Raw genomic sequence first — 21289 nt, 5'->3', positions numbered from 1 at the left:
GTGTTACTCGGTGTCCTCCGCCTGGATGCCCAGGCCCGGGAGGAGGCCCGGGAGCAGGGGCGGGAGGGTGATCTCCGGTGCCACGCGCTCCGGGGAGGACGAGGGCGCCGGGGTGTTCTGGCCCGTGGGCGGGTGGAGGAGGTCCCCCGTGCCGCCCAGGAGGCCGCCGGGGGCCGGTGAGGGCTTGCCGCCGGCGGTCGCGGGCGGGGTCGGGCTGGCCGAGGGCGTGCCCGCCGCCGGTGCGCTCTGGTGCTGCCCGGCCGGAGCACTCGGCTTGGCCGGGGCGCCCGTGCCGCGGGTCTGCTCCGGGGGCTTCGGGAGCAGGCCCTGCAGCGGCGCCACGTCATCGTCTATGGCCTGGAAGACCGACTCGACTTCCCCGCCCACATCGGTGAGCTGCGCCGGGAGCTTCTCCCGGAGCCGGCCCCACGCATCGCGGTGGGAGCGGGAGAAGGACGACAGGGTCTGGATCGGGCCGAGCGAGCCGTCCCGTTCGTAGGCCGCCTGGAGCAGTCGGTGACCCTCGGCCGCGTCGTGCTTCATGCCGTCCAGGGCCCGGCGGATCGCGCCGAGCGATTCGTGGTCCAGGGCGCCGGACCGGCCGCGTTCCATCAGCCTGCGGGCTTCCGACAGGCGGTTGGAGGCCTGGTCGAGGTAGAGCTCGCCCCGGTCCGCGTCCTCGTCGGCCATCCCGAGCTTCAGGTCCTCCATGCCCCGCTTGACGGGGTAGAGGGAGTCACCGGGCAGGGCGTCCGTGCTGGCAGCGGCCACGCCGCTGAAGGCCCCCGCGGCCACACCCACGGTGAGGCCGCCCGCTGCGATGCCCTTGGACCAGCGGGAGCGGGGCCGCAGTTTCCGGAGCGAGGTCGCCCGGTGGGCGCCGCGGCCGGTCCGCTGTTCGGGCACTTGAGGGTCCGAGGCGGCACCGCCCCCGGCCCTCTCTTCCATCACCATGGCCTCCATGGCGGCCACGAGCTGGGCTCGTTGCACCACTTTGACCTCGGGGTCCAGCACCGGGCGCGGCATACGTTCGCCGAGCGCGCTCGCCAGGGCCAACAACCGGTCGTGGTCGGCAGGTTCGGCAGGTGCCTCGGACTGCTCGGCCGCCGGGTCCGGTTCCGAAAGGTCGGATGGGGTCCGATCCTCCAGGGCCTGGGCGAAGGCGTTCGCCCGCCGGTGCGGAGTCACGTTCGCGATCACTGGCGGCACCTCCTCTCGTCATGACGATCGACTCCCCTAGGTGTCCGGAAGGTTGCCTTCCTTGAGCACATCCACACTTTCGAGTGAGCGGCTTCGGGCAGGGCGTGCCCACAGGGAGCCTGCATTCCGCACAACGAGCGGCGCGGCACTTGGGTTACGGACGAAGGATGATCGGACCACAGCGTCATCGAGGGGTCACCGGTTGTGTGGATTGTCAGGAGGGGTGGAAGGTGCGGGGGGTCCGGGCAGGGCGCGGGTGTGGCGGTGCGCGGCGCGGAGGTCAGCGGGCGTCGTCCGGCAGCAGGCGGGCCAAGGTGCGGACCGCCCGGTACTGGAGCGTCTTGATGGCGCCCTCGTTCTTTCCCATCACCCGTGCGGTCTCGGCGACCGACAGGCCTTGGAGGAACCGCAGGGTCACGCACTCCTGCTGCTGGGGATTGAGCTTGCGCACGGCTTCCAGCAGGGCGGCGTTGGAGAGGGACTCGAGGACGGAGTCCTCGGGGGATCGTTCCACCTCGTTCGCGTCCAGCATCTCGCCCGTGGTCACTTCCAGGCGGAAGCGACTGGACTTGAAGTGGTCCGCGACCAGGTTGCGGGCGATCGTCACGAGCCAGGCGCCGAAGTCGCGGCCCTGCCAGGTGAAGGTGGAGATGCGGCGCAGCGCGCGCAGGAAGGTCTCACTGGTGAGGTCCTCCGCGGTCGCCTTGCCGCCGACGCGGTAGTAGATGTAGCGGTACACCGTGTCGCTGTACTGGTCGTACAGCCGGCCGAAGGCGTCGGCCTCGCCGGCCTGGGCGCGTTCGACCAGGTCCATCATGCGGGCCTGGTCGCTGTCCGCGGTGGGGCGGCGGGCGGCGGGCGCGCTCGTTCCGCTTGCGGCGGTGCCGGCACCTCCTCCCGCGCGACCGCGTCTGCCCACCGTCGCTCCGCCGTCGGTCAGGGCGTAGCAAGGACCGGCCGGGCCGAGGCCGGCAGGGACCGCGGCGGCGAAGGCGGGGACGGCGTACGCGGTGGGGACGAAGCCGCGCAGGTGGTCGAGGACCGTTGCGCGCAGCGTAGCCAGGCCCGAGGCGTCAACCCCGACAGGTGGGTACACGGGACTCCCAGAGGCAGAGCTTCCATCACGTGCAGTGCGGGACCGTTCACCCGTCGTGGCGACAGATGGCCGGTGGCATGCGTTTGAGGAGAATAACGCTTCGTACAGGCAGCGCTACACCCAGTTGCTCAAATCACCGATTCCGACACTTCTGTTCCGTGTCGAAGGCACATTCGGTCGCTATTGGTGATCGCTTCTTGATCGGTTGGGCGCGCGGAATGGACGCTTCCACGCTGGCTCGCGACCGAGTCGGGCATGCGGGAGTGCCGCGCCGGGCGCGGGGGTAGAGGTGGGGGAATGCCTGCCGCGCAGCCGGTCGCGAGGGACGCGAAAGGCCGCCCGGCGGACGGCCGGACGGCTTCGGTGCAGGCGGCGGCCCCGGGTGGCGGGCCCGCGATGGGGTGCCGCGGGCTACTTGCGGCGGCGGTGCAGGGCGATCGCGGCGGCCGCGCCGCCCGCGATCGCGCCGACCCCGGCGGCCGCCGGGACGCCGACCTTCACGGCCTTGCGGCCGGTCCGATAGTCGCGCAGCCGCCAGTCGTGTGCCCGGGCATGCTTGCGCAGTTTTGTGTCGGGATTGATCGCGTACGGATGTCCGACCAGCGACAGCATCGGAATGTCGTTGTGCGAATCGGAGTACGCGGCGCAGCGTTCGAGGTCGAGTCCCTCGGCGGCGGCCAGCGCGCGGACCGCCTCCGCCTTCGCGGGCCCGTGCAGCGGCTCGCCGACGAGCCTGCCGGTGTAGATGCCGTCGACGGACTCCGCGACCGTGCCGAGGGCCCCGGTCAGGCCGAGGCGGCGGGCGATGATCGTGGCGGTCTCCACGGGCGCGGCCGTGACGAGCCAGACCTTCTGGCCGGCGTCGAGGTGGGCCTGGGCCAGGGCGCGGGTGCCCGGCCAGATCCGCTCCGCCATGTACTCGTCGTAGATCTCCTCGCCGATCGACATGAGTTCGGAGACCTTGTGGCCCTTGACGATGGAGAGGGCGCTGTCGCGGGCGTCCTGCATGTGTTCGGGGTCCTCGACCCCGGCGAGCCGGAACCAGGCCTGCTGCCAGGCGAAGCGGGCGAGTTCGCGGCGGTGGAAGAACTCGCGCTTGTAGAGGCCGCGTCCGAAGTGGAAGATCGCGGCGCCCTGCATGACGGTGTTGTCGAGGTCGAAGAAGGCGGCGGCGAGGTCATCACCGGCGACGGGGAACTCGGGCTCGGCCGGTGGTCCGGCGTCCGCGTCGACGCCGTCGGCGGAGGCGGTGCCGTCCGCGCTGTCGGCGCCGTCAAGGGTCTGCGCGGTCTTGCGGGCGGCCTCGGCCGAGGCCTCGCCTGCCAGCACGCTCCGCGCGGTCGCGGAGCGCCTACGGGGGGTGAGCCATCCCAGAGCGGCCATGACGCGAGCATAGCCATTGTGTTCGGGAGTTCCCGAACCCGCGGGATGCCGGGGGCGTGAACTCTTCGGTGCCGCGGTGTTACGCGGCGGCGCGGGAGAATGGGGGCATGAGCCCTTTGCTGCGCCGTAAGGAAAAGAAGCGTCCCGGCGAGCGGTTGGTCACGCTGGTCGGGAAGCCGGGGTGCCATCTGTGCGACGACGCCCAGGAGGTGATCGAGAAGGTCTGCGCGGAAGTCGGAGCACAGTGGGAGAAGAAGGACATCTCGCAGGACGAGGAGCTCCATCGGCTCTACTGGGAGCAGATCCCGGTGGTGCTGGTCGACGGCGAACAGCACACCTTCTGGAGGGTGAACCCGGACCGGCTGCGCCGCGCATTGGAGGGCTGAGCCTCCGGCCGGTTACCATCATGGGCGATTTGTGGGGTCTCGGGGGCGTATCGATGAGGAGTGTGTACCGTTTTGCCCCCCTCGGGATTTGAACGGGTTCGGCGTGTTGTGGGTTCCCGTCCTGCACACCCGAGCCGCGTGACCCCGGTCACTTTGCTCGGACAAAGCGGACACAATCTTTGTGCACGCGTTCACAAAGACATAGCCTGCATTCGACGGGGCGGTCTTGGGACAAGTGACCGCCTGCAGCCCCGCTCATCCCGCAGGAGCATCGTGGCAACTGGCCGAACTCACCGACCGGCGACCCGCAGCCGAGGTATTCCCGAGGCCACTGTCGCCCGGCTTCCGCTGTACTTGCGCGCCCTCACCGCGCTCTCCGAGCGATCGGTGCCCACGGTGTCCTCCGAGGAGCTCGCGGCGGCGGCCGGAGTCAACTCCGCCAAGCTCCGCAAGGACTTCTCCTATCTGGGCTCGTACGGGACGCGCGGCGTCGGCTACGACGTCGAATACCTCGTCTACCAGATCTCCCGCGAACTGGGCCTGACCCAGGACTGGCCGGTCGTCATCGTCGGCATCGGCAACCTCGGCGCCGCCCTGGCCAACTACGGCGGCTTCTCCGCGCGCGGCTTCCGCGTCGCGGCGCTGATCGACGCCGACCCCGCCATGGCCGGCAAGCCGGTCGCGGGCATGCCGGTGCAGCACACCGACGACCTCGAGAAGATCATCGAGGAGAACGGCGTCTCCATCGGCGTCATCGCGACCCCGGCGGGCGCGGCCCAGCAGGTGAGCGAGCGGCTGATCGCCGCCGGTGTCACCTCCATCCTGAACTTCGCGCCGACCGTGCTGTCGGTGCCGGACGGCGTGGACGTGCGCAAGGTCGACCTGTCGATCGAGCTGCAGATCCTGGCCTTCCACGAGCAGCGCAAGGCGGGTGAGGAGGCGGCGGCCGGTGCCTCCGTGCCCGGCGGCGAGGGCGTCGCCGAGGTCCCGGGCGCCGGTTCCGGTGCGGCCCCCGCCGCGGCCGTCGAGCCGCCGGCCGGGCGGGCCGCCGCCGTCGCACGCAAGAACGGCCCCGAGGGCGACGTTCCGGCGGTGATGCCGGCATGAGTCTGCTCGTCGTAGGGCTGAGCCACCGCAGCGCGCCGGTGAGCGTGCTGGAGCGTGCCTCGCTGTCCGCCGATGCCAAGGTCAAGCTGCTGCACGACACGCTCGCCGCGGAGCCGGCGACGGAGGCGGCGGTGCTCGCCACGTGCAACCGGATCGAGCTGTACGCGGACGTCGACAAGTTCCACGCCGGTGTCGCCGAGCTGTCGACGCTGCTCGCGCAGCACAGCGGGGTGGCGCTCGAGGAGCTCACTCCGTACCTCTACGTGCACTACGAGGACCGGGCGGTGCACCACCTGTTCTCGGTGGCGTGCGGGCTGGACTCGATGGTGGTCGGCGAGGGCCAGATCCTCGGACAGATCAAGGACGCGCTGGCGCTGGGGCAGGAGCTGCACACCGCCGGGCGCCTGATCAACGACCTCTTCCAGCAGGCGCTGCGCGTCGGCAAGCGGGCGCACTCCGAGACGGGGATCGACCGGGCCGGGCAGTCGCTGGTGACGTTCGGGCTGGAGCAGCTGGCCGTACACCTGTCGGTGGACGTGTGGGCCAAGGGCAAGCGGGCGCTGGTGATCGGCGCCGGGTCGATGTCCTCGCTGGCGGCGGCGACGCTGGCGCGGGTGGGCGTCGCCGAGGTCGTAGTGGCGAACCGGACCGCCGAGCGGGCGGAGCGGTTGGTCGAGATTCTGGTTGCCTCAGGCACTGGGGTGGTGGCCAGGGCCGTTCCGATGGCCTCGGTGGTCGACGAGCTGACACGTGTTGACGTGGTCGTGTCGTGTACCGGTGCCACCGGTCTGGTGCTGACCGGCGAGGACGTGGCCGCGGCCGTGGCGGTGGGCCCCGCGGGGCTCCTCCCCTCCCCGGCCCTTCCCGGTTCCCGGGGCTCCGCCGCGGACTCCGCGCCTCACACGCCGGCGGGGCTGGACGCGGACGTCGTGGCGCGGCTCGCCGCCGCCGCGGCGGCCGGGGTGCGGCTCACCGACGGCGGGGTCGCCCGGACCATCGTGCCCGGGGCCGGCGAGCGGGACGGGTGTCCCGTCGAGGTGCTCGCCGGGGACGGCCGGGCCGCGCTCACCGGGGTCGACGCCAACTCACTCGAACTGCACGGCACATGGGCCGACCAGGGCGAGGCCGCCGCGCAGCGGCAGCCCCGCAGGGGCGCCCGCAGCCAGGTCGACGTGGCGCCCGTACGGCTGGCCCTGCTGGACCTGGCCATGCCGCGCGACATCGACGCCGCCGTGCACCGGATCCCGGGCGTGCGGCTCGTCGACATCGAGTCGCTCGCCGAGGCCTCGGCCGACGCGCCGATGGCGGCCGACGTGGACGCCGTACGCGGCATAGTCGCCGAAGAGGTGGCCGCCTTCGGCGCCGCGCAGCGGGCCGCGCACATCACGCCGACCGTCGTCGCCCTGCGGGCGATGGCCGCCGAGGTCGTGGCCATGGAAGTGGCGCGGCTCGACGGACGGCTCCCGGACTTGGACGAACGGCAGCGGGCCGAGGTCACCCAGACCGTGCGCCGCGTCGTCGACAAGCTCCTCCACGCGCCGACGGTGCGCGTCAAGCAGCTCGCCAGCGAGCCCGGCGGCGCCGGGTACGCGGAAGCGCTGCGCGAACTCTTCGATCTCGACCCGCAGACGGTGGCCTCCGTCAGCCGGGCGGATGCGGCAGACAAGAACGACGACTCAGGACGGGCATCATGAATCCACGTCTCGACCAGCCCCTGCGGCTGGGCACGCGGCGCAGCAAGCTGGCCATGTCCCAGTCCGGCCATGTCGCCGACGCGGTGCGGGCGATCACCGGCCGGCCCGTCGAGCTCGTGGAGATCACGACGTACGGTGACGTGTCCCGTGAGCACCTCGCGCAGATCGGCGGCACCGGCGTGTTCGTCACGGCGCTGCGCGACGCGCTGCTGCGCGGTGAGGTCGACTTCGCCGTCCACTCGCTGAAGGACCTGCCGACCGCGCAGCCCGAGGAACTCGTGATCGCGGCGATGCCGCTGCGGGAGGACCCGCGCGACGCGCTCGTCGCCCGTGACGGGCTGACCTTCGAGCAGCTGCCCGACGGTGCCCGCATCGGTACCGGTTCGCCGCGCCGCACGGCGCAGCTGAACCACTACGCGCGCGCCCTCGGCAAGCGCATCGAGACGGTGGCCATCCGCGGGAACGTGGACACCCGGATCGGGTTCGTGCGCGACGGCGAGCTGGATGCCGTCGTCCTCGCCGCCGCCGGGCTGAACCGGATCGGCCGCGGTGACGAGGCGACCGACCTGCTGTCCGTGGACAGCGTGCTGCCGGCTCCGGGCCAGGGCGCCCTGGCCGTGGAGTGCCTCGCGTCCGACGCGGAGCTCATCGCTTCGCTCGCCGAGCTCGACGACCTGAACACCCGGGCCGCCGTGACCGCCGAGCGTTCCCTGCTCGCCGCCCTGGAGGCCGGCTGCAGCGCGCCCGTGGGCGCGCTCGCCGATCTTCTGGCCGACGGCCAGGTTGTCAATGAAATGCGCCTGCGCGGCGTCGTCGGAACCCTCGACGGCTCGACGCTCGTGCAGCTGTCCACCACCGGTCCCGTGCCCCAGTCGTACGACGAGGCCATGGCGCTCGGCCGCGAACTCGCGGACGAGATGCTGGCCAAGGGCGCGGCCGGTCTGATGGGGGAGCGATCGCTTTGAACCCCTCACGTCCGACCACCTCCGCTTTTCCGGTCGCCGCCGCGCACGGGCACGTCACCTTCCTCGGTGCCGGCCCCGGTGACCCGGGTCTGCTGACGCTCCGCGCCGTCGAGGCGCTCGCGGCCGCGGATGTACTGATCGCGGAGCCCGAGGTGCTCGAGGTCGTACGCACGCATGCGCGCGCGGGAGTGGACACGCCACAGCTGACGATTGCTGACGAAGTGTCAGCAGCCGCCGGTGTCCCGGTGATCCGAGATGCCGCCAATCTTGTCATGGAGGCCGCGCGCTCCGGCAGGCGGGTCGTCCGTGCCGTCACCGGCGACCCCGGGCTCGACGGCAACGCGGCCGAGGAGATGCTCGCCTGCGCGACCGACGGCATCCCCTTCGAGGTGGTGCCCGGTGTCGCGACCGCGGTCGGTGTGCCCGCGTACGCGGGGGTGCCGCTGCGCGGCGGCCAGGGTGCCGACGTGCGGTTCGTGGACGCGCGCAGCGCCTCCGCGCGCTGCTGGAGCGAGGTGGGTGCCAGTGACGGCGTCCTCGTCGTCTCGGCGACGCTGGAGACCGTCTCGAGCGCGGCCGCCGAGCTGGTGTCCGCGGGGCGGGGGCCCGACACCCCGCTCACGGTGACCGTCGCCGGTACGACGACGCGCCAGCGGACCTGGAACGCCACCCTCGGGACCATCGCCCAGGTGTTCAAGCAGGGCAAGGTGCTCCCGTCGCCCGAGGGCGCCCGGCCGGTCATAGCCGTGGTCGGTGAGCACGGCGCCGCCGCGCGCCGCGAGGAGCTGGCCTGGTTCGAGTCGAAGCCGCTGTTCGGCTGGCGGGTCCTCGTGCCGCGCACGAAGGAGCAGGCCGCTTCGCTCTCCGACCAGCTGCGTTCCTACGGTGCGGTGCCGCACGAGGTGCCGACCATCGCCGTCGAGCCGCCGCGCACCCCGCAGCAGATGGAGCGGGCCGTGAAGGGGCTGGTCACCGGACGCTACGAGTGGATCGCCTTCACCAGCGTGAACGCGGTGAAGGCCGTACGGGAGAAGTTCGAGGAGTACGGGCTCGACGCCCGGGCCTTCGCGGGCATCAAGGTCGCCGCCGTGGGCGAGCAGACCGCCGCCGCGCTGGTCGAGTTCGGCGTCAAGCCGGACCTGGTGCCGAGCGGCGAGCAGTCCGCGGCCGGGCTGCTGGAGGACTGGCCCCCGTACGACCCGGTCTTCGACCCGATAGACCGCGTCTTCCTGCCGCGCGCCGACATCGCGACCGAGACGCTGGTCGCGGGCCTGATAGAGCTCGGGTGGGAGGTCGACGACGTCACCGCCTACCGGACCGTGCGCGCGTCGCCGCCGCCGGCGGACACCCGCGAGGCGATCAAGGGCGGCGGCTTCGACGCCGTTCTCTTCACGTCGTCGAGCACGGTGCGCAATCTGGTGGGCATCGCCGGGAAGCCGCACAACGTCACCGTCATCGCCTGCATCGGGCCGGCCACGGCCAAGACGGCCGAGGAGCACGGCCTGCGGGTCGACGTCCTGTCGCCGGAGCCGAGCGTGAGCAAGCTGGCGGAGGCCCTGGCCGAGTACGGCGAGGCCCGCCGCGAGGCCGCCAAGGAGGCCGGCGAGTCGGTGTCGCGGCCGAGCGAGCGCCGGCCGGGGGCGCGGCGCCGTCGCACGACGTGAGCGGCTTAGACGGGGTCCGCCCGTTACGGGCCACGGGAAGGGGCCCGGGTGCACATCGCACCCGGGCCCCTTCCTGTTCCCGTGCCCTTTCCCGGGCCGGGGGTAATCCGGTTGTCCGTCGGCCGCCGTCGGGCGAGGATCGCCGCCGGACGAGGGAGGACGGATGGAGGAGCGGGACGGGCTGTCGGCGCTGTGTGCGGCGGTCGCGGCGTACGCGGTGGAGACCGTCGAGGCGCTGGTCTCGGCCGGGGCGGACCCGGACCGGGTGCTGCTGCGGGCCGTCGAAGGGGGCTCCCCGGCGGTGGTGTCGGCGCTCCTGGACGAGCACCCCGCCCCACTGCCGGAGGCGGAGCGCGACCGGCTGCTCGTCACCGCCAGGTGGTGGTACGAGCGGGGCGCGGAGGGGGAGCTGCGGCGGCTGACGGGGATGGCGGGCCCGGCGGACACCCGGTGGGTGCGGGACGGCACGGAAGACCGCGTCGAGGAGGTGACCCTCGGCGGGCGGACCGTACGGGGCGGGCACGGGGCCATTCTGACCCAGCTGGAGTGGCGGCACCGGATCCTGGCCCCGGTCGGCGAACTGATGGCCCGGGCCGTGCGGTACGGGGACGGGGAGGGGGCCGAGGAGCACGTCGACCGTTCGGCGGCCCGCTGGGTGCTGGTGTCGCGGCGGAGCGCGGAGACGTGGCGGGAGGTGGTGGCCTTCCACCGACACCCCTCGCCCGCGTACCGGGCGTTCGTCGCCGATTTCCTCGCCTTGGACGCGCTGGCGTCCGGCGTGACCCCGCACCACCGCTGGTACGAGAAGCGGCGCGCCGAGCTGCTCCCCGGCTGGGCCGCCACGGAACGGGACGCCGGGGTGCTGGCGAGGGTGCTCCGGCTCGTGTCCGAGGAGGACCTTCCGGAGTCGCGGGAGTTCGGGCTGCGGTACACGGGGCATCCGGACCCCCGGGTGCGCAGCCGGGTGCCGTGGATGTTCGACCGGCCGCTGGACCCGGAGACGGCACGGGTGGTGCGGGATCTCGGCCGGGACCCCGACGCGGGGGTACGGGCGGCGGCGGCCGGAGTGCTGGGCGGGGAGGAGCTCGGGGAGCCGGACAGGGCGGTGCTGCTCGCCCTGCTCCGGGACGCGGACCAGCAGGTCCGGCACCGGGCCGTGCGGGCCACCGCCCGCGGCTCCGACCGCTCGCCGGAGGTCACCGAGGCGCTGGCGGAGCTCCTCGACGCCGAGGAGCAGGACGTTCGGCTCAGCGCCGCCTACGGCCTGGCCCTACGGGACGACCCCCGGACGGCGGAGGCCTACGCCCGGGTGGGCCCACTGGGCCCGGAGTTCGAACACGACACGCGGCCCGACGGGCTGTGGCGCTGGCGCCTCAGGAACGAACCCAACGGGTGAGGCTGCCCCAGGCGGCGGGGGTGAGGCTGAGCGTCGGCCCGTCGGCGACCTTGGAGTCACGGACGTGGATCGTGTCGGCGCAGCCGCAGGTGGCTACTTCGACGCAGGCGCCGCCTTCGCTGCCGCTGTGGGAGGACTTCCGCCAGGCGTAGGCCACTTCCAGGCACTGGCCGCCCTCGTCGCTGCTGTAGCTGGACTTGAACCACATCAGTGGGGTGCTCATGGCTCTCCTAGCAACCGGTCCAACAGGTCATTCGTCTCTGCGAAGTTGAGGGCCTGTGACCGCAGCATCGCATACTTCTGGGCGAGGATGCTGACCTCGTTCGGGTCCCTGACGAGGGAGCTGCCGCGCTGGGTTTCGGAGTACGCGAGGTGCTGGAACTCCGGTGTCTCCAGCAGCGTGAAGGGGCCCGCGAGGCCTGCCTGTGCGGTGACTCCCAGGGGAAGGACCTGGAATGAGATGGCCGGGCGGTCGGCGCAGGCGCGCAGATGGCGGATCTGTTCTCGGTACACCTCGCGTCCGCCGATCCGGTCCCGTAGGGCCGCCTCCCAGACGACGAAGCTGAGGGTGGGCGGGACAGGGCGGCGCAGCAGTTCCTGGCGTTTCATCCGATGGGCGGTCTGGAGCTCGATCTTCTCCTCCCCGACGAAGGGGACGCGGCAGCCGAACACTGCGCGGGCGTAGGCCTCGGTCTGGAGTAGGCCCGGCACGATCATGGTGTCGAACCAGGACAGTGCCAGGGCCTCTGCCTCGCGCTCCATGTACTCCTCGGCCCAGGCCGGGACCATGTCGACCTCCGGCATCCTGGTCGCGGCGATCGAGAGCATTCCGGGCAGACCGAGGATCCGGTCCATCTGCTCGGCGACGTTCGGCATGAGAGCCCGTCGGCCCTGCTCGATCGAGGCGATGGTCTCGACGTCTATGTGCAGCTCCTCGGCGAGGGCGCGCTGGGTCATTCCCTTGGCGATGCGCGCCGCGCCGACCTGGGCGCCGACCATCTTCATCGCGGTGGCATTGGGCCTCGGGGCCCGCGTTCGTGCTCGCATGTCTGTTGAACTCCCCGCCCGTGCACACGAGATACCCGTACCAACCCGTACACGTGAAGGAGTACGGGTTGCTCGTCTCGCTCACGCTAGTCACGCAACGCGACGATCACCCCGTGAACGTGGAAATCCATCCGGCCATGCTGCGTGAGCGGTACTTCCCCCGCAGCCGCCAATCCATCGGCTCCAGCAGGGAGTTCGCGGCGGTGACACTTGACGCGTGGGGTGTCACACGCCGCCGGGACGACCTGTTGCTCTGCGTGAGCGAGCTCGCCACCAATGCCCTGCTGCACGGCGTCCCGCCCGGCCGGTACTACCGGCTGCGGCTGCTGCTCTTCGAGGACCTCGTCAGGGTCGAGGTGGCCGACAGCGGGGGTGGGCGGCCGCGGATCGCGGACAGGGATCCGGGGGCCGAGGGCGGGCGGGGGCTGCTGCTGGTGGCGGCCCTCGCCGAGCGGTGGGGGGTCGGGCCGCGCAGGCCCGGAAAGGTGGTGTGGTGCGAGCTGGCCGTGACGGGTCACCCGCGGGACACCCCCTAGGCTGGAAGCGACTGCTGTCCAGGCTCGAAGAGGCGACTGAGTATGAGCGCGTACGGATCCTTCCCCGGCTCGCGGCCCCGCCGGCTGCGCACCACCCCGGCGATGCGGCGGATGGTCGCGGAGAACCGGCTGCACCCCTCGGACCTGATCCTGCCCGCCTTCGTCCGGGAGGGGATCTCCGAACCGCTGGCGATCTCGGCGATGCCGGGCGTGGTCCAGCACACCCGCGACACGCTGCGCAAGGCCGCCGTGGAGGCGGTCGAGGCGGGCGTCGCGGGGATCATGCTCTTCGGGGTCCCGGCCGACGAGAACAAGGACGCGCTGGGCACGGCCGGCACCGAGCCGGACGGGATCCTCCAGGTCGCCATCCGCGACGTGAAGGCGGAGGTCGGTGACGACCTCGTCATCATGTCCGACCTGTGCCTGGACGAGTACACCGACCACGGGCACTGCGGGGTCCTGGACGAGCACGGGCGCGTCGACAACGACGCCACGCTGGAGCGGTACGCGGAGATGGCGCAGGTCCAGGCCGACGCGGGCGTCCACGTGGTGGGCCCGAGCGGGATGATGGACGGCCAGGTCGGCGTGATCCGCGACGCGCTCGACGAGACGGGGCACGAGGACGTGTCGATCCTCGCGTACACGGCGAAGTACACCTCGGCCTTCTACGGGCCGTTCCGCGAGGCGGTCGCCTCCTCCCTCCAGGGCGACCGCAAGACGTACCAGCAGGACCCGGCGAACGCGCGGGAGTCGCTGCGGGAGCTGGCGCTCGACCTGGAGGAGGGCGCGGACATGGTGATGGTCAAGCCGGCCGGCCCCTACCTGGACGTCCTGTACCGGGTCGCGCAGGCGGTGGACGTACCCGTCGCCGCGTACCAGATCAGCGGCGAGTTCGCGATGATCGAGGCGGCGGCGGAGAAGGGCTGGATCGAGCGCGACCGGGCCATCCTGGAGACGCTGCTCGGCATCAAGCGGGCGGGCGCGGACACGATCCTGACGTACTGGGCGACGGAGGTCGCGGGCTGGCTCCGCGAGACCCGCTGACCTGCCGCGCCCGGGTCACCGGGCCGGGTCTCGTCTGGCGAGCCCGCAGGGCCGTGGACAGGGAGGTTGACTCCCGACCGCGCCGACCCGCGCAAGCGCGACGTTCCGTCGGTCGCGACGCCGACGGTTGAAGGCGTGGCGAGGGGCGCCGCCGGGGCTCGTCGCCCGTCGGCAGCCCCTCGCCGAACCCTCACGAGGTCACGCGCCGCCCTGGCCCCGGCGGTTGACCGATGCGAGGAGGGCCTGGGCCGAGGCGAGGCCTGCGGCGTCGCGGCCGTTTCCGGTGAGGCTGTACGTGATCTCGGCGAGCAGGAGCGAGAGCCGGCCGTCGTTCACCCGGGCCAGCGGTTCGGAGCCCTCCCACACGGCGTCCCGTACGGCGTGCTCGGTGATGCAGCCGACCGGGTGGGCGGCGGTCAGCAGCCGGTTGGCGATGCTGCGTTCGAGGTCGGTGGGGGCCCAGTCGCCCGTGTCGAGGTCCTTGGCGAGTTCGAGGGTGCGCTCTCTGAGGGTGGCCGGCGTCATGCGGTGCTCCTTGAGGGGTGGGCGGCTTCTCGGACGGGGTCGATGCGGATCGCCCTGCCGGGGGCGGGGAGATCGCGAAGGATGAGGGAGTGGGCGCGGATCCGGTTGCCGGGGGCGATGGTGACCGGGCCGAGTACGGAGGCGCCGACGCCGATGAGGACGTCGTCGCCGATGACGGGGTGGCGGCGCACGCCGGGCTCGCCCGCCCGGGACCAGCCGCGCGATCCGAGGGTCACCCCGTGGTAGAGCGTCACGTCGTCGCCGACGCGGGCCGTTTCTCCGATGACCACGCCGAAGCCGTGGTCGATGAAGGCCCGCCGGCCGATCCGCGCGCCGGGGTGCAGCTCCATGCCGGAGAGCAGCCGTCCCGCGAGGGTGAGCAGTCCGGCGGCGAAGCGGTGGTCGCGCAGGTGGAGGCGGTGCGCGATCCTGTGGAGGGCCAGCCCGTGCCAGGGCGAGTGGAGCAGCGCGTCGCGCAGGCGCGGGCGGGAGGGGTCGCGCGCGACGACCGTGTCGAGGTCCTCGCGGATCTGTCGCAGGACCCCGATCCGCCGCGGGGTGCCGGCTCCGGCGCCGTTCACGGCCGGGCCGCCGGGGTCAGCGGGGCGGCCTGCTGGGAGTCCAGCCGGTTGATCCGGTACATCGTGCGCTGGAACAGGTCCTGTGCGGTCAGGGCGGGGTACCGGTCGGGCTCGCCGTCCACCGTGGTGCCGCGGAGCGCGGAGAGCACCGTCCACGGGGTGGGGTGGCAGAACTGCACGATGGAGAGCCGGCCGCCGCTTTGGCCGGGTGTGGCGACGACGCGGTGGACGGCGGCGCGGGCCAGCCCGCCGGTGAGCCGTTCCAGGACCATGCCGACATTGAGGATCGAGTAGCCCTCGGGGGCCCGGGCGGGGGTCCACTCGCCGTCGATGAGGACTTCGAGGCCGGCGGCGGTGGCCCGGGGCAGCGCGGTGATCAGGTCGAAGTCCTGGTGCTCCACCATCCAGACGTGGTCCGCGGACGGGGCCTGCTCCATCGGCGGGTACCACGTGGCCCGGTTGACGACGGGGCCGTCCTCCAGCATCTCCTCGAAGTAGCCGGGGGCCGCGCCGAGCGCCCCGGCCAGCCGGCGGACCACGTCGAGCTGGAACCGGGACATCCTCAGGTGGAGTTCGCCCAGGGCGGCGCCGATCCCGGGGATCAGGTGATCGGGGTAGTACGGCTGCGGGTAGCGGGCGGGGTAGCGCTCGCGCAGCGGGTGCGCGGAGGGCAGTGGGGCACCCCAGTGGAACAGCTCCTTCCAGTCGGGGGTGCGGCCCTTCTCGCCCTGCTCCACCAGGGGTGGGAGGTATCCGGACTGCCCGTTGGCGCCGGGTACCCGGCAGTCGGCCTTGAGCTCGGCCGGCAGCTCGAAGAACGCGCCGAGCATGGCGTACGCCTCGTCCAGCAGGGTCTCCGGCACCGTGTTGCGCACCAGGAAGAAGCCGTCGCGCAGGGCGCTTCGGACGTGCTGGTCGTCGCCCCGGTCGTCGAGTGCGATTTCCTTGAGCATCTCCGGTACCTCCTCTTTCTTCTCTCCTCCCGCGCCGCTCAGACCGCGACGAAGGACAGGGTCAGGTACTTGAGCTGGTGGCCCTCGTACTCGAAGTGGCGGTCGATCTCGAGGCTGCCGGTGAAGCGGAAGCCGTTCGCCTCGTAGAGCTCGGTGACGAGCCGCTCGGTGAGCCACCAGTTCAGCCGCCCGTCCGCGAGGGGGTGCGGGGTGATCTCACCGTCGGGGCTGAGGAACACGCTGACGACCCAGACCCCGCCGGGGCGCAGCATCTTGCGGCCGTGCTCCACCCAGGGGGCCCAGTCCTCGCGGCGCTGGTGGTGCAGGCAGCCGTTGTCGACGAGCAGGTCGAGGCCTTCGGCGCGGAAGGCGAGGAAGTCGCCCTGGTGGAAGCGGATCGAACCGTTCTTGACGTCGGGGGTGTCCCATACGTCGAGCAGGTCGAGGCCGGTGACCTCGGCCTCCAGCCATTCGGCGAGGGAGGCCGTCTGCAGGCCGCGGCCGCAGCCGATGTCCAGGACCCGGGCCGGGCCGGAGCCCGGCTGGTCTTCGCCGGTGGGGGCGGCCGCGATCGCGAAGTGCGTGACGCGGTCGTTGGTGGTCGTCCCCGACCAGGAGTCGCGGTTGTTCTTGTACCACTGCTTGAACGAGTTGCGGACGACCTCGCGGTAGCCGCAGTAGTTCCGTTCCGCGTGCTCCGCGTCCGCGGCGCTGTGGCCGGGGACGGTCAGGACTGCGGATGTCTCACGTTCCTGCGGCATGCTCCCACTCCTCGATTGTTCCGCGGCTTGCGACGACCGCGACTGCGTTGCGCCCTCGCGGGCCTTGGTCGACTTCCGCGGAGGCGCCGAGCCAGGCGCCCGCGCCGCTGGCGGAGACGGCGATGCCGTGTTCCCGGCGCAGGTGGCGCATGGCCTGGAGGGCTTGCGGATAGGCGACGGCGGTGAAACTGAAGTAGTCCTGCGGGAACGCGGCGAGCAGCGGCTGGCGCAGGCCGTGTCCCAGTCCGCCCGTGCCGTTCATCCGGCGGGCCCCGGTGGGGGCGCGTTCGTCGCCGTAGACGGCCTCGGCGGGGAAGACCGCCAGGGGGCGGCAGTCCGGCCAGGCGCCGCGCAGGGCCATGGCGGTGCCGGTGAGGCTGCCGCCGGTGCCGACGGCCGCGGCCACGGCGGCCGGTTCGACCCCGTAGCCGGAGAGCTGGCCGATGATCTCCGCGCCGGTGTGTTCCCGGTGCAGGGCGGCGCCGGCGGCCGCGCAGTGCTGGAGCAGCAGGTGCCGGTCCTCGCGTTCGGCCACGCGGACCGCCTCGTCCATCGCGCCGAGGAAGCCGGTGCCCTCGCGGGCCGTGGTGACCTGGGCGCCGTGCCGGCGGAGCTGGTCCAGCAGCCGTTCGGGCACCCCGTACGGGGCCACCAGGTGCAGGTCCAGGCCCAGTGGTGCGCACAGCTCGGCCAGGGCGACGGCGAGGCTGCCGCCCGAGTACTCGACGAGCCGTACCCGGGGGGTGCCCGCCGAGGCGACGGCCGCGCACAACAGGGCGTACGCGGTGCGGGACTTGACGGATCCGGAGGTGTTGGCGGCCTCCGTCTTGAGCCAGACGGTGCCCCGTCCCGCCCGGCTGGGCACGGCGACGAGCGGGGTGTCCCCGATGCCCGGGCGCAGCGCGGCGAGCCGCGGCAGCAGCCGGTGGGCCTCGGCCTCCAGCGGTGCGAAGGCCCGGGTGAGGTCGGCCAGGACGGGGGCCCGGTCGGCCAGGGCGCGGCGGATGCCGGCGAAGTCGGGTCCGGCGGCTTCGGGTCCGGCGGTATCGGGGCCGATGGCTTCGGCCGGTTCGGGGCCGCCGGTTTGCGGCCCCGCGAGCGCCGGCTCGGGCCCGGGGCGGACGGCGGTCGTCATGAGGGCCGCTCGCCGGTGGCGAGGCGGAACCCGACGGGGTACAGCGGCCCGGGGAAGGCGCCGTGGCGGCGCCGGGTGCGGGTCAGGTCGCCGAAGCGGGCGAAGGAGCCGCCGCGGGCGATCCGGTAGCTGCCCATCGTCTGCACCAGGTGGTCGGCGACGTAGGGGCCGTCCGGGTAGGGGACGTAGTCGTCGGCGGTGAACTCCTCGACGTTGCCGCCCATGTCGTGGACTCCGTACGGGGAGCGGCCGGCCGGGAACGCGCCGACGGGGGTGGTGGTGTGCACGCCGGACTCGCGGGTGTTGGCCGCCTCCGGGTCGAAGCCGCCGGGCCAGGGGTAGGGCAGGCCCTCGGGTCCCTTGGCGGCGTGCTCCCACTCGGCTTCGGTGGGCAGCCGCCAGGGGTGTCCGGTGCGCTCGGTGAGCCATGCGGCGTAGGCGTCGGCGTGCTCGGGGCGGATCCCGGCCACCGGGTGGTTGGAGCGGTCCCACGGGTAGGCGCCCAGGTACCAGGTGGTGGGGCGCTCCTCCAGGCCGGTGTCGGCCAGGAAGGCGCGGTACTCCCCGTTGGTCACGGGGTACGTGGCGATCCAGAAGTCGGCGATCTCCACGGTGTGCTCGGGGCACTCCTTGAGGATCCAGGACTCCTCGACGCCCACGTGCGCCCAGGCGTTGGTGACGTATCCGGCCTCGTTCTCGGGGAGGCCGATGCGGATGCGGCCGCCGGACACGTGGCGGGTGCGGGGGCCCGCCCCGGTGGCGGGGGAGGGGATGCGGGGATCGCCGAGCAGGCCGAGGACCTGGCCGGCGGCGAGGCGTTCGGCGGTCGGCAGGTCCGGGTCCTCGACGGCGGCGGCGAGCTCCTCGGGGGTGGTGCCGGGCAGTCGGGCGGGGTGCAGCCTGCCGGGGTCGGCGAGGCCGGCGTTCTCCTTGAAGTGCGGGGATTCGGCCAGGTCTTCGAGTGAGAGCGTCATGCCGCGGCCTCCTGGAGCAGGGCGATGGTGTGGCCGGCGAGTTCGGCCTTGGCGGACAGGTAGCGGGAGTTCTCCGTGGTGACGTACACGCCGGTGGGGATCACTTCGGTGATCTCGATGCCGTGGGCGCGCAGTTCGCGGACTTTGTCGGGGTTGTTCGTGAGCAGGCGGATCCGGGTCAGGCCGAGGGCGAGGAGCATCGCGGCGGCCGCCGCGTAGTCGCGCTCGTCGTCGCCGCGGCCGATCATGCGGTTCGCGGTGAAGGTGTCGTGGTCCTGTGCCTGGAGGAGGTAGGTGTCGAGCTTGTTGTAGAGCCCGATGCCGCGGCCCTCCTGGCGCAGGTAGAGCACGGCTCCGCCGTGGTCGGCGATGCGCCGGAGGGCCTCGTCGAGCTGGGGGCCGCAGTCGCAGCGGGCCGAGCCGAGGACGTCGCCGGTCAGGCATTCGCTGTGCAGGCGTACCAGCGGCGGCGCGGCGTCGCCGGGGGCTGCGGGGACGAGGACGGCGAAGTGCTCGCCGGGGTCGGGCAGGTGGTGGAAGGTGATGAGGTCGGCGCTGCGGTCGCGGACGCGTGAGAGCGTGACGGGCACGCGGGCCCGGACCGCAGCGGGGACCGTCCCCGGGACCGTGGTGGGGGCGGCTTCCGTGACGGCTTCCGTGTCGGTTTCCGGTGTCCGGGCCGAGGTCGTCATGCGGCCACCTGCTTGCGGTCCGCGCTCTGCGCGATGTCGTCGATGTGCAGGGTGTGCTGGATGTGGGCGCCGTACTCGTCGACGGCGACGAAGACGATCCGGCCGTCCCACCCGGCCACGGCGACGCGCCCGTCGGCGAGCTGGAGCATGCAGGACAGGCCCTGGGCGAAGCCGGCGAGGACGCGGCCGGAGGCGAGGGTGCCCGCCGAGTCGGCCCAGTCGACCTGCCAGCAGTAGAGGTTGAAGTCGTAGGAGCCGGCGAGGACGGTGGGCTTGGCGGGGTCGCCCAGCAGCGAGACGCACTTGACCGACTCGTCGGAGCCGAGCAGCGTCTGCGGGGCGCCCGCGCTCCAGCCGCCCTCCCGGGTACGGGTGATCCGGCCGACCTTGACGGTGTGGTCGCGGGAGGCGCTGGCGACGACGGAGCCGCCCGGGCCGTGGAGGCCGGCGACCGCGTTGACGAGGTTGCCGTGTTCCCACAGCTTGGTGCGTCCGTGCACGGCGCCGGCCTCGATGGTGCGGTCGGTGGCGGCGGACAGGAAGCCGCCGTCCGGGACGGGGGCCAGGGACTTCACCGATCCGCCGTGCGCCTCGACGCGCTCTTCGAGCCGGAGCGTGGCCGGGTCCAGGACGAGGAACTCGCCGTTGTAGGTGCCCGCGATCAGCCGGCCCCCGTCGAGGGTGAGGGAGGGGATCGGGGCGCCGAGGCGCTCGCTGGAGGTGCGGGTGCCGTCGTGGCGGATGACGTGGCCGGAGTAGGTGCCCGCGTAGATCGTGTCGCCGTCGGTGGCGAGGGACAGGATCGGGCCGTCGGTGAGCTCGATCGGGGTGGCCCGGCTCTGGACGCCGTTCTCGATGCGGACGGCGAACACGGTGCCGGAGTCCCCGCCGATGAGCAGCTCGTCGCCGCGCGCGGCCAGGGCGTTGGGGCCGTGGGTGGCGCGCTCGGGGCCGGACAGCTCGGTGGCGGTGGCCATGTCGTACAGGTGCGGGGCGTTGCGGAAGGAGCCCGCGGCGACCAGGCCCTGGGCGGCGGCGACGGAGCGGGGCCACACGCGGAGGTCGGCGACGGTGTGCAGGCGCTCGCCGGACCGGTCGAACCAGTGCAGGGAGCCGTCGTAGGCGCCGACGACGAACGCGGAGTCGTCCTCGGCCCAGTCGACGGCGCGGGCGGCGGAACTGGACACCTCGACGGTCAGCACGTGCTCCAGCTCGCGGGTGAGCAGGTCGACGCGGCCGTCGTCGCGGGCCACGGCGAGGAGGTCGCCGGCCCGGGACCAGGCGCAGCCCTCGATGGAGGAGTCGTAGTGGCGCTTGCGCGCCGGGCCGGAGCCGGATCCGGGGTCGCTGACGGAGACCAGGCCGTCCTCGCCGACCGTGGCGGCCAGGCCCTCGACGCTGACGGAGACCATCATGCAGTGCGCCTCGTGCGAGCCGACCTCGGTGAGGAAGGTGCCGTCGAGTACGGACCACAGGGTGGCGCGGCCGTCCTCGGAGACGCAGATCAGGCGCTCGCCGTCGGGCAGCCAGGCGACCGAGTTGATGTCGTCGGTGTGCCGGGCCAGGACGTTGACCAGCGTGGCCGGACCCTGCGCGGGGACGCGCCAGATGCCGACCGTCTTGTCGGCGGAGGCCGTCGCGAGGAGGGTGGGGTCGGCGGGGTTCCAGGCCGAGGAGTTGACGAGGCGGCGGTGGCGCAGCGTCGCGGTCTCGGTGGGGCGGGCCGGGTCGGCGGTGCTCCAGACGATCACGGTTCCGTCGTAGGACGAGGTCGCGAGGCGGGAACCGTCCGGGCTGAAGGCCACGTGGGTGATCGGGGCCGAATGTCCGGTCCCCGATTTCGGGATGGAGATGGTGCGCACGCTGTCTCTGTCCTTTGCTTCGGTGTCCGGAAAGGCCGATTTACGAGGTGGGTGTCCAGTTTCCTGTATGCACGCTAATGGCCGCCGGAAAAAGCCGCGAAGCACTGTCCGGCAATGTGGGAAGTCATGCGACCTGATGGATTCGAATTCTTTTGTTTGACATGTTGTTGCAGGTCAGAATGGGTGTGTCCGGGATCGAGTCGGGATGGAAACAGGAACGGTGCGGGAATGGAACGGGAAGAGGTGATGGAGTGAGCGGGATTATTCGACTGCCGCTTGCCCTCTAGT

Annotated in this window: 21 protein-coding genes; 8 read left to right on the top strand and 13 right to left on the bottom strand. The window is 72.6% G+C overall.

Annotation, left to right across the window (positions count from 1 at the left end):
- Positions 1–3: 3 nt before the first annotated feature.
- From K7B10_RS18800 to K7B10_RS18790, 3 genes are all read right to left on the bottom strand, one after another.
- Complete coding sequence (locus K7B10_RS18800; protein ID WP_229337333.1) at positions 4–1200, bottom strand: DUF5667 domain-containing protein; 1197 nt, start codon at positions 1198–1200, stop codon at positions 4–6.
- 280 nt (positions 1201–1480) lie between these two features.
- On the bottom strand, positions 1481–2296 hold the full coding sequence (locus tag K7B10_RS18795; RefSeq protein WP_229337331.1) for an ECF subfamily RNA polymerase sigma factor, BldN family: 816 nt from the start codon (positions 2294–2296) through the stop codon (positions 1481–1483).
- 411 nt (positions 2297–2707) lie between these two features.
- A complete protein-coding gene (locus K7B10_RS18790; protein WP_229337329.1) occupies positions 2708–3679 on the bottom strand; it encodes an HAD family hydrolase in 972 nt (323 codons plus the stop codon).
- Positions 3680–3786: 107 nt separating this feature from the next.
- Here K7B10_RS18790 and K7B10_RS18785 point away from each other — a divergent pair, with 107 nt between their 5' ends.
- The 6 genes from K7B10_RS18785 (at position 3787) to K7B10_RS18760 (ending at position 10891) form a co-directional block, all read left to right on the top strand.
- The gene (locus tag K7B10_RS18785) at positions 3787–4065 is read left to right on the top strand and encodes a glutaredoxin family protein (RefSeq protein WP_229337327.1); all 279 of its coding nucleotides are present in this window, start codon (positions 3787–3789) and stop codon (positions 4063–4065) included.
- Between the two features lie 273 nt (positions 4066–4338).
- Positions 4339–5172, top strand: coding sequence for a redox-sensing transcriptional repressor Rex (locus K7B10_RS18780; RefSeq protein WP_229337325.1), 834 nt, complete (start codon positions 4339–4341; stop codon positions 5170–5172).
- Positions 5169–6866 carry a glutamyl-tRNA reductase gene (locus tag K7B10_RS18775; protein WP_229337322.1) on the top strand — a complete coding sequence of 566 codons (1698 nt, stop codon included), beginning with the start codon at positions 5169–5171 and terminating at the stop codon, positions 6864–6866. Before K7B10_RS18780 ends, K7B10_RS18775 begins: the two co-directional genes overlap by 4 nt.
- The gene (gene hemC / locus K7B10_RS18770) at positions 6863–7831 is read left to right on the top strand and encodes a hydroxymethylbilane synthase (RefSeq protein WP_229337320.1); all 969 of its coding nucleotides are present in this window, start codon (positions 6863–6865) and stop codon (positions 7829–7831) included. The genes K7B10_RS18775 and hemC overlap by 4 nt, the downstream gene beginning before the upstream one ends.
- Positions 7828–9495 carry a bifunctional uroporphyrinogen-III C-methyltransferase/uroporphyrinogen-III synthase gene (locus K7B10_RS18765; protein WP_229337318.1) on the top strand — a complete coding sequence of 556 codons (1668 nt, stop codon included), beginning with the start codon at positions 7828–7830 and terminating at the stop codon, positions 9493–9495. Before hemC ends, K7B10_RS18765 begins: the two co-directional genes overlap by 4 nt.
- Before the next feature lie 163 nt (positions 9496–9658).
- Positions 9659–10891, top strand: coding sequence for a HEAT repeat domain-containing protein (locus K7B10_RS18760; protein ID WP_229337316.1), 1233 nt, complete (start codon positions 9659–9661; stop codon positions 10889–10891).
- Here K7B10_RS18760 and K7B10_RS18755 read toward each other — a convergent pair.
- Positions 10869–11114: a DUF397 domain-containing protein gene (locus K7B10_RS18755; RefSeq protein WP_229337314.1), complete on the bottom strand. Its 246-nt coding sequence runs from the start codon at positions 11112–11114 to the stop codon at positions 10869–10871. The two genes, K7B10_RS18760 and K7B10_RS18755, sit on opposite strands and share 23 nt — an antisense overlap.
- Entirely contained in the window at positions 11111–11938 is an 828-nt protein-coding gene (locus K7B10_RS18750; RefSeq protein ID WP_229337312.1) for a helix-turn-helix domain-containing protein, read from the bottom strand. Before K7B10_RS18750 ends, K7B10_RS18755 begins: the two co-directional genes overlap by 4 nt.
- Before the next feature lie 113 nt (positions 11939–12051).
- Here K7B10_RS18750 and K7B10_RS18745 point away from each other — a divergent pair, with 113 nt between their 5' ends.
- A complete protein-coding gene (locus K7B10_RS18745) occupies positions 12052–12474 on the top strand; it encodes an ATP-binding protein (RefSeq protein ID WP_372481431.1) in 423 nt (140 codons plus the stop codon).
- 42 nt (positions 12475–12516) lie between these two features.
- Positions 12517–13518 carry a porphobilinogen synthase gene (gene hemB, locus K7B10_RS18740; RefSeq protein WP_229337310.1) on the top strand — a complete coding sequence of 334 codons (1002 nt, stop codon included), beginning with the start codon at positions 12517–12519 and terminating at the stop codon, positions 13516–13518.
- A gap of 198 nt (positions 13519–13716) precedes the next feature.
- Here the strand turns inward: hemB and K7B10_RS18735 are convergent, their stop codons facing one another.
- From K7B10_RS18735 to K7B10_RS41290, 8 genes are read right to left on the bottom strand one after another with little or no spacing between them, the layout of a single operon-like run.
- Positions 13717–14043, bottom strand: a complete 327-nt coding sequence (locus K7B10_RS18735; protein WP_229337308.1) for a hypothetical protein — start codon at positions 14041–14043, stop codon at positions 13717–13719.
- Positions 14040–14624: a serine O-acetyltransferase gene (locus K7B10_RS18730; protein WP_229337306.1), complete on the bottom strand. Its 585-nt coding sequence runs from the start codon at positions 14622–14624 to the stop codon at positions 14040–14042. The genes K7B10_RS18735 and K7B10_RS18730 overlap by 4 nt, the downstream gene beginning before the upstream one ends.
- A complete protein-coding gene (locus tag K7B10_RS18725; RefSeq protein ID WP_229337304.1) occupies positions 14621–15577 on the bottom strand; it encodes an isopenicillin N synthase family dioxygenase in 957 nt (318 codons plus the stop codon). The genes K7B10_RS18730 and K7B10_RS18725 overlap by 4 nt, the downstream gene beginning before the upstream one ends.
- 38 nt (positions 15578–15615) lie before the next feature.
- Positions 15616–16338, bottom strand: coding sequence for a class I SAM-dependent methyltransferase (locus K7B10_RS18720; RefSeq protein WP_229337302.1), 723 nt, complete (start codon positions 16336–16338; stop codon positions 15616–15618).
- Positions 16322–17473 carry a pyridoxal-phosphate dependent enzyme gene (locus tag K7B10_RS18715; protein WP_229337300.1) on the bottom strand — a complete coding sequence of 384 codons (1152 nt, stop codon included), beginning with the start codon at positions 17471–17473 and terminating at the stop codon, positions 16322–16324. Before K7B10_RS18715 ends, K7B10_RS18720 begins: the two co-directional genes overlap by 17 nt.
- Positions 17470–18447, bottom strand: coding sequence for a formylglycine-generating enzyme family protein (locus tag K7B10_RS18710; protein WP_229337298.1), 978 nt, complete (start codon positions 18445–18447; stop codon positions 17470–17472). Before K7B10_RS18710 ends, K7B10_RS18715 begins: the two co-directional genes overlap by 4 nt.
- Positions 18444–19139 carry a GTP cyclohydrolase II RibA gene (gene ribA / locus K7B10_RS18705; RefSeq protein ID WP_229337297.1) on the bottom strand — a complete coding sequence of 232 codons (696 nt, stop codon included), beginning with the start codon at positions 19137–19139 and terminating at the stop codon, positions 18444–18446. The genes K7B10_RS18710 and ribA overlap by 4 nt, the downstream gene beginning before the upstream one ends.
- Complete coding sequence (locus tag K7B10_RS41290) at positions 19136–21001, bottom strand: WD40 repeat domain-containing protein (RefSeq protein WP_229337295.1); 1866 nt, start codon at positions 20999–21001, stop codon at positions 19136–19138. The genes ribA and K7B10_RS41290 overlap by 4 nt, the downstream gene beginning before the upstream one ends.
- Positions 21002–21289: the final 288 nt, after the last annotated feature.

It is taken from the genome of Streptomyces flavotricini (genome assembly GCF_020639365.1).
In the GTDB taxonomy this organism is placed as follows: Bacteria; Actinomycetota; Actinomycetes; order Streptomycetales; family Streptomycetaceae; genus Streptomyces; species Streptomyces flavotricini.
The sequence above is the reverse complement of the archived record's forward strand: the minus strand, read 5'-3'. Positions and strand labels throughout refer to the sequence as shown.

Excerpts from the sequence above, each read along its gene's own strand:
- K7B10_RS18720 (WP_229337302.1), bottom strand. The coding sequence starts at position 16,338 with ATGCCGCAGGAACGTGAGACATCCGCAGTCCTGACCGTCCCCGGCCAC.
- K7B10_RS18775 (WP_229337322.1), top strand. The coding sequence starts at position 5,169 with ATGAGTCTGCTCGTCGTAGGGCTGAGCCACCGCAGCGCGCCGGTGAGC.
- K7B10_RS18760 (WP_229337316.1), top strand. The coding sequence starts at position 9,659 with ATGGAGGAGCGGGACGGGCTGTCGGCGCTGTGTGCGGCGGTCGCGGCG.
- hemB (WP_229337310.1), top strand. The coding sequence starts at position 12,517 with ATGAGCGCGTACGGATCCTTCCCCGGCTCGCGGCCCCGCCGGCTGCGC.
- K7B10_RS18735 (WP_229337308.1), bottom strand. The coding sequence starts at position 14,043 with ATGACGCCGGCCACCCTCAGAGAGCGCACCCTCGAACTCGCCAAGGAC.
- K7B10_RS18725 (WP_229337304.1), bottom strand. The coding sequence starts at position 15,577 with ATGCTCAAGGAAATCGCACTCGACGACCGGGGCGACGACCAGCACGTC.
- K7B10_RS18710 (WP_229337298.1), bottom strand. The coding sequence starts at position 18,447 with ATGACGCTCTCACTCGAAGACCTGGCCGAATCCCCGCACTTCAAGGAG.
- K7B10_RS18715 (WP_229337300.1), bottom strand. The coding sequence starts at position 17,473 with ATGACGACCGCCGTCCGCCCCGGGCCCGAGCCGGCGCTCGCGGGGCCG.
- hemC (WP_229337320.1), top strand. The coding sequence starts at position 6,863 with ATGAATCCACGTCTCGACCAGCCCCTGCGGCTGGGCACGCGGCGCAGC.
- K7B10_RS18750 (WP_229337312.1), bottom strand. The coding sequence starts at position 11,938 with ATGCGAGCACGAACGCGGGCCCCGAGGCCCAATGCCACCGCGATGAAG.
- ribA (WP_229337297.1), bottom strand. The coding sequence starts at position 19,139 with ATGACGACCTCGGCCCGGACACCGGAAACCGACACGGAAGCCGTCACG.
- K7B10_RS18790 (WP_229337329.1), bottom strand. The coding sequence starts at position 3,679 with ATGGCCGCTCTGGGATGGCTCACCCCCCGTAGGCGCTCCGCGACCGCG.
- K7B10_RS18785 (WP_229337327.1), top strand. The coding sequence starts at position 3,787 with ATGAGCCCTTTGCTGCGCCGTAAGGAAAAGAAGCGTCCCGGCGAGCGG.
- K7B10_RS18755 (WP_229337314.1), bottom strand. The coding sequence starts at position 11,114 with ATGAGCACCCCACTGATGTGGTTCAAGTCCAGCTACAGCAGCGACGAG.